The sequence below is a fragment of the Allobaculum sp. genome, from assembly GCF_047010065.1.
GTDB lineage: Bacteria > Bacillota_I > Bacilli_A > Erysipelotrichales > Erysipelotrichaceae > Allobaculum > Allobaculum fili.
This window is the reverse complement of sequence record NZ_JBKXLD010000129.1, coordinates 1-5,403: the sequence shown is the minus strand read 5'-3', so window position 1 is coordinate 5,403 and position 5,403 is coordinate 1. Positions and strand designations below refer to the sequence as shown.

Sequence of the window (5,403 nt, the reverse complement as noted above, 5' to 3'; positions counted from 1 at the left end):
CATCTGTTTGTGAAAAACTCGATGTCTCTCACAAGGCTTGTTTATCATATCATCATCAGAAATCTCTGTCAACAGCTATTTGTGAATCTCTTTAAGGATTTCACTTAAGTCATTTTTCGATATCTAAAGGTGATTTGATGACTGAGAGAAGCAATTTCCCTCAGCGCTCAACTATAATAACACGGGCATCCAAGCGATGCAAGCATTATTTGTGAATTTTTTAACCAATTTCACGTATAGTCGGCTTATTTCTTTCTGCCGCTGTTTATTTTCGGCTTTCCAGAAACACAGCTTCCTAAGCTTAGGTCATTCGAAAAAGAATGTCAACTTATTGCCCTTCTTCACGGCTCGTTCGGGATCAGGACCTGCGCAATCAGATGTTTCCATCGACCAGATCCTGGAGCGTCAGTCCGTCAAAAAAGTCGTTCACCATACCGTCGAAGCGGATCCACAGCGGCAGCGTTTCACATTCCGCTTTTCGATCACAGACATAATCGGGATTCCGCAGACAGGCTACCGATTCCAGACTTCCCTCAGCACTGCGAAGAATTTCGCTCAGGCGAATATCTTCTGGTTTCCTCAGAAGGCGATAGCCGCCGCCTTTTCCTCGCAGTCCCTGAACATATCCATCCGCTGCGAGCGAACGAATAATGCTTTCCAGATATTTCTTCGACATGTGCTGTGTCTGAGCAATGGAGTCTAAGGAAATCCATTGATCCGGATCGCCTTTCGCCAGTTCAAGCATAACGCGCAGGGCATAGCGTCCACGGGTAGAAATCATACAGGTCACTTCCTTTCCTGATCGCAGATTTCGAAATGAACTAATCATTCCCTTTTTATTAATACATTATAGCGGCCGGCGGTTTCAGATTCATTGTGCAGGTTACATAAATTAGCCACTATGTGAAGTTTAAAAACAGACGTTGGAAATTCTTCTTTCTCTTTTTCTCATCGGGACGGAATCCGATTCCTTCGAATCGGATTCCATACAAAAAGGCTGCTGCCGGTGAACGGAATAGAATCCGTCGACAGGCAGCAGCCTTACTGCTTTTGAAAAATCTTACCGTTCCATATGGATTTGGAAACGGATTTATCTCAAGCCTTGATCCTTATTTTTTGATGCCGGAAAGCTTTTCGGAATTTGGTTTCAGGCGAAGAGCCAGCAGCTCATTGTTGATCTCTTTCGCTTTGGCGTTTACTTCTTCCTGTGTCGCTTCATCCGAATTCAGAAGGGCCTGATATTCGGCCTTCTTATCTTCGAGAGCTTTATATCCATCCTCGAACTGTGTGAAGTCCAGAGCATAGGCTTTGTTGAATGCAGTCTGCAGCTGAGACTTATCCACAGTTACCGGAACGTAGGCTTCCAGATCCAGACGCGCATTGGCCAGTTTCATCAGCTTGCGATCCATATCAATCGGCGTTTCGATCTGATCGATCGTATTCATCGTTTCCGTACGGATATCGGTATAGTTCTTCCAGGAAGCAGCCGTGTAGTCGGATGCATTGAGGTCATTGAAGCGGTCGATTTCCTTCTGGAGGAAGGACTTGGTGGTGAGCTGACGGGATACGTCACGCAGATCCTGCAGAGTCGCATCGATTTCGCTCTGGCTGGCGTTGTTTGCAGTGATCATGGCTTCCGCTTTTTCCAGAACGACTTTGGTGTTGTCCCAGGAAGCCTTTGTCATACCGTCTTCCATGCCCTTGACTCTGCCTACGAGATTGGACAGGGCACTGAAGTCTCCAGCCCGTGTGTCGATTCCGCTTGGCGTATTAAAGGAGAGCTCAGCGATGGTAGCCCAGAGATTGCTGCTGTAGTTGTTCTTTTCCGAGAAGCGGAAGTAACGTGCTGTGGTTTCCGGAAGAGCAACATGAATCCATTTCTGCGTATTCGGCATTGTCGAATCCAGAACTTCCGTCCAGTTTTGTCCATCTGTACTGCTTTCCAGAAGGAAGTCTTTACAGATGGCATTGGTGCTCGTCTGGCGGTTCAGGAAGTTCATCTGAACGACGGTAACTTCCTTGCCCATATCAAAGGTAATCACCTGCGGCATAACCTGTGAATTGTTGTAGTGAGAATGCCAGTACGTTTTCTCATTGCCGTCAATAATGTTTACAGCTGCACCATCGGCATTTTCCGCTGTGGAGTCAGAGAACTGTGAGGTGTATGCGACGATAGAAGCCGGATGAACAACCGTAAAGTCGATCAGATCCTGCTTTGTCATCACTGCGGCTTTACCGTATACGTTGCTCAGTTCAGCGCCTTCTTTGAGAGAATCGGCGCTCGCATACGTCCAGTCAGATGGGATATTGCCTTCAAAAACGAGAGAAGTCGAACCGCTTCCCGACTTGAGGGCAAGTTCTGCAGTTTCGTCTTCGCAGCTGACCTGCAGTTTCACATCGCCTGCCGCAAATACGGTCTGATCCGCCGAAGCTTCGACAACGAGTTTTCCATCGACCATCTTCGCAGAAGTGAAGGTCAGTTCCGGTGCCTTGTTTTCGATCGCTTCTTCGTCGGAATACAGATAATTTTCATCGAATTCCACATAGGTCATAACGATTGGATCGTTATTCAGCTCATAGAAGTTCGCAAAGCGCTTGGTTCCATCTTCTGCCGGAGCGATTTCGGTCAGGCAGGAATAAGCGTAACCCGTGGGCTCCATTAGTTTGGCTTTATCGATCTGCCAATCGATCGAACCGTCTTCCTGAACTTCGCCGACGGTGACTACGCCATGCGTACGGGCAGGTCCGGCCGGTGTAGCGATCATTACGCGTTCCTTGCCGTCTTTACCGGTATAGCTGATGGCAGAAAGCTGGCAGTATACGTTGGCGATCGGAGTATCTTCGATCGATTCCCAGCTTTCGCAGTTGTCTGTGGAACGGGCCACTTTCACTTTGCCTCCGGTAGCCCGCATGAACATCAGCACGTCGCTGTTCTTAAGCTGAACGCACTGGGCTTCGGTTAAGATGTTTCCGTTACCCTGAGAACGGTCATATCCCCATACGTCCTGTACTGGAGAATTTTTCAGCTTCCAGGTTTCGCCAAAGTCATCCGATACGATTGTGGCGGAATACTGCGAACCGCCAAAGTTATTTTTCGTTGCGGTATAGATTGGTGCTACCAGACGGCCATTCGTCAGCTGCAGACCGCGGCCGGGGCCGGTTCCGAAGAATGTCATCCAGGATTCCTTGGCCATTGGCGTAATGTTCTGCGGTTCAGACCAGGTCTTGCCGTCATCATCGGAATAGAAATGCCAGATGCTCATATGTTTCTTCATATGCAGTTCGCCCTTGTCTGGGCCGTCTTCGTTCATGAAGATATTGCCGGCGTATTCTCCGTTTTTGTACAGGTTTCCAAGCGTTGTAAACGGCTGCGGTCCATGAAGCGTTACGGTGTAGTCCGTCTTTGTACCGAGCTGAATGGAATCGCCGCTTCCGGTAGTCGTATAGACGATACCGTAGCCGTCTTCTTCAACGACTGCGTAGGGCTGTGATTCCCCGTCTTTATAAACCGCTCTGTAAGCGTTGTTTCCAATATGAAGATACTGGTCGCCGTTTTCCTGGTTTCCAGATTCCATCGCTGCGTTGGACTGGGTAAACATGTCGACCAGCAGATGGATGCGTCCTTTGTGCGGCGAATCTTCGTCGAGATCCTGCATCATCAGAGAGTCGATCATAACTGCGGATTTTCCGCCCTGCTTTTTAAGCAGGTCGCTGATAATAATCGGATCATCAAATTTCGTACTGCCGCTTTCTTTACGACGAATGGCCAGGTCGATATTTCCCTGGTCGGCAAAGCCGTCGTTTCGTTTATCAATACCCGCGATCACGGTACCCTTGTCGGTCGTAATCAGCGAAGGAATACGATAAGCTGCAGATTTGTCATAGCCGACTTCAAACAGTGTTGTCTTATCGGACAGATAGCCGTCCTTAACGGTAGTCTGCCCAGAAAGGGAAAGACTTTCTGAAGCGAGCTGAGCTTCTATTGCGTTCAGAACTCCCGGATAAACCTTTATGCTTTCAATCGATCCGCCAAACGGGTTCATGATGTCTGCCTGAGATCTCTTGCAGAAACCGTACGAAATCGTATCGGGGGCAGTGATCTTATTAAACCAGCCTGCATCTGTGCTGGATGCCGTTCCCAGAGACTGTCCATCAAGATAGAATGTCCAGTTATTTCCGGAGCGAACTGCGATCAGATCGTGCCAGTGCTGATCCGTTACGTTGATTGTGTCAGGAATGACTTTATATGCGCCGATATTCTTGCCTGGTGCATCAATTCCGGCACGCCATTCATTGTTGTAGTAGTGAAGGTACAGAGAGACAAAATTATCCCGGACGCTTCCCTGAGAGAAGGAAGCCAGATAGCTCAGTCCATTCGTTTTGGATCCGTCCATGCGGAAGCGTACCGCCCAGGTGCCTTCGGTCATATCCTTAAGGGAATCAATACTTTCCGTGCTCGTATCCGTCTTTCTGGCAGCGTTCGCATCATAGACAGAACCGCCGGAATAGGCAGTAGTTGCGAGGTTTCCAAGCTGATCCTGAATGATCTGCTCTCCGGATCTTGCATCCGAGTAAACGCGGATATTTTTCAGCGTTCCGCTCATCGGATAGTTGTTTCCTCCGCTTGCGCGATTTCCCTTGCCAAATCCAACGTAGTCGACACCGCTGAGAACATCCTTAACCGCGTTCGCAGTTACATTCGCGGAATGAACCAGTTTTCCGTCGATATAAAATTTCACCGTCGATTTTGCATCGAACGAAACCGCAAGGAGATGTTCTTCACCAAAGCTTGTGTTCGTGAGTGCCACTCTTGTATCGACTGGTTTCTGACCGCTGGCTGTCAGGGTTTCGATGCCCACGGTACCGCCATTCGTCACAAAGACGTTCATATAGTGCGAGTTCTGGGAAGAATTGCCGATAAAGAACACGGTAGAAAGCGCATTGGTGCAGGTAAAGCTCGTTTCAAAGGTGAAGCTTTCGAGTGCAGCAAATTTCGCGAGTTCCGCAACATCCGTGACGGTAAGAGGATTGTCCCCGTTATTGAGTGTGACCAGATCGTCATGGCTGTACAGCAGAGTTGTATCTGCCTGCGGCGCAGTTTCGTTCTGCTCTTGCGCGAATGCCGTGAGTGTGTAGGACGGCATTACGGAAGGTATGGCGAGTGCTGCAGCCAGAAGGACGGAACAGATTCGTTTTTTCATGAAGTTTCCTTTCCTTTGATATCCGGTTCTGCCCCCTCCTTCAGACTTGCCCTAATCGTTGAGAAGAAACAGAACTGTCCCATTTCGGTCAGAAGTGCCCGATGATCCAGCCGAAATGATAGGTATAAAGATAGGATAAACTTTTTGAAGGTAAGTGTCAAACAATCGACGGGTATACGCGAGACTGAATATTAGATACGCT

General features: G+C 48.5%; 2 protein-coding genes. Both read right to left on the bottom strand.

What is annotated here, in order from left to right:
- Nucleotides 1-373: 373 nt before the first annotated feature.
- Complete coding sequence (locus ACLUYS_RS09215) at nt 374-781, bottom strand: RrF2 family transcriptional regulator (protein ID WP_230268425.1); 408 nt, start codon at nt 779-781, stop codon at nt 374-376.
- A gap of 328 nt (nt 782-1,109) precedes the next feature.
- Nucleotides 1,110-5,201 carry an exo-alpha-sialidase gene (locus ACLUYS_RS09210; RefSeq protein WP_412659674.1) on the bottom strand — a complete coding sequence of 1,364 codons (4,092 nt, stop codon included), beginning with the start codon at nt 5,199-5,201 and terminating at the stop codon, nt 1,110-1,112.
- Nucleotides 5,202-5,403: the final 202 nt, after the last annotated feature.

Coding starts and splice junctions, on each gene's coding strand:
- ACLUYS_RS09215 (WP_230268425.1), bottom strand. CDS start 781: ATGATTTCTACCCGTGGACGCTATGCCCTGCGCGTTATGCTTGAACTG.
- ACLUYS_RS09210 (WP_412659674.1), bottom strand. CDS start 5,201: ATGAAAAAACGAATCTGTTCCGTCCTTCTGGCTGCAGCACTCGCCATA.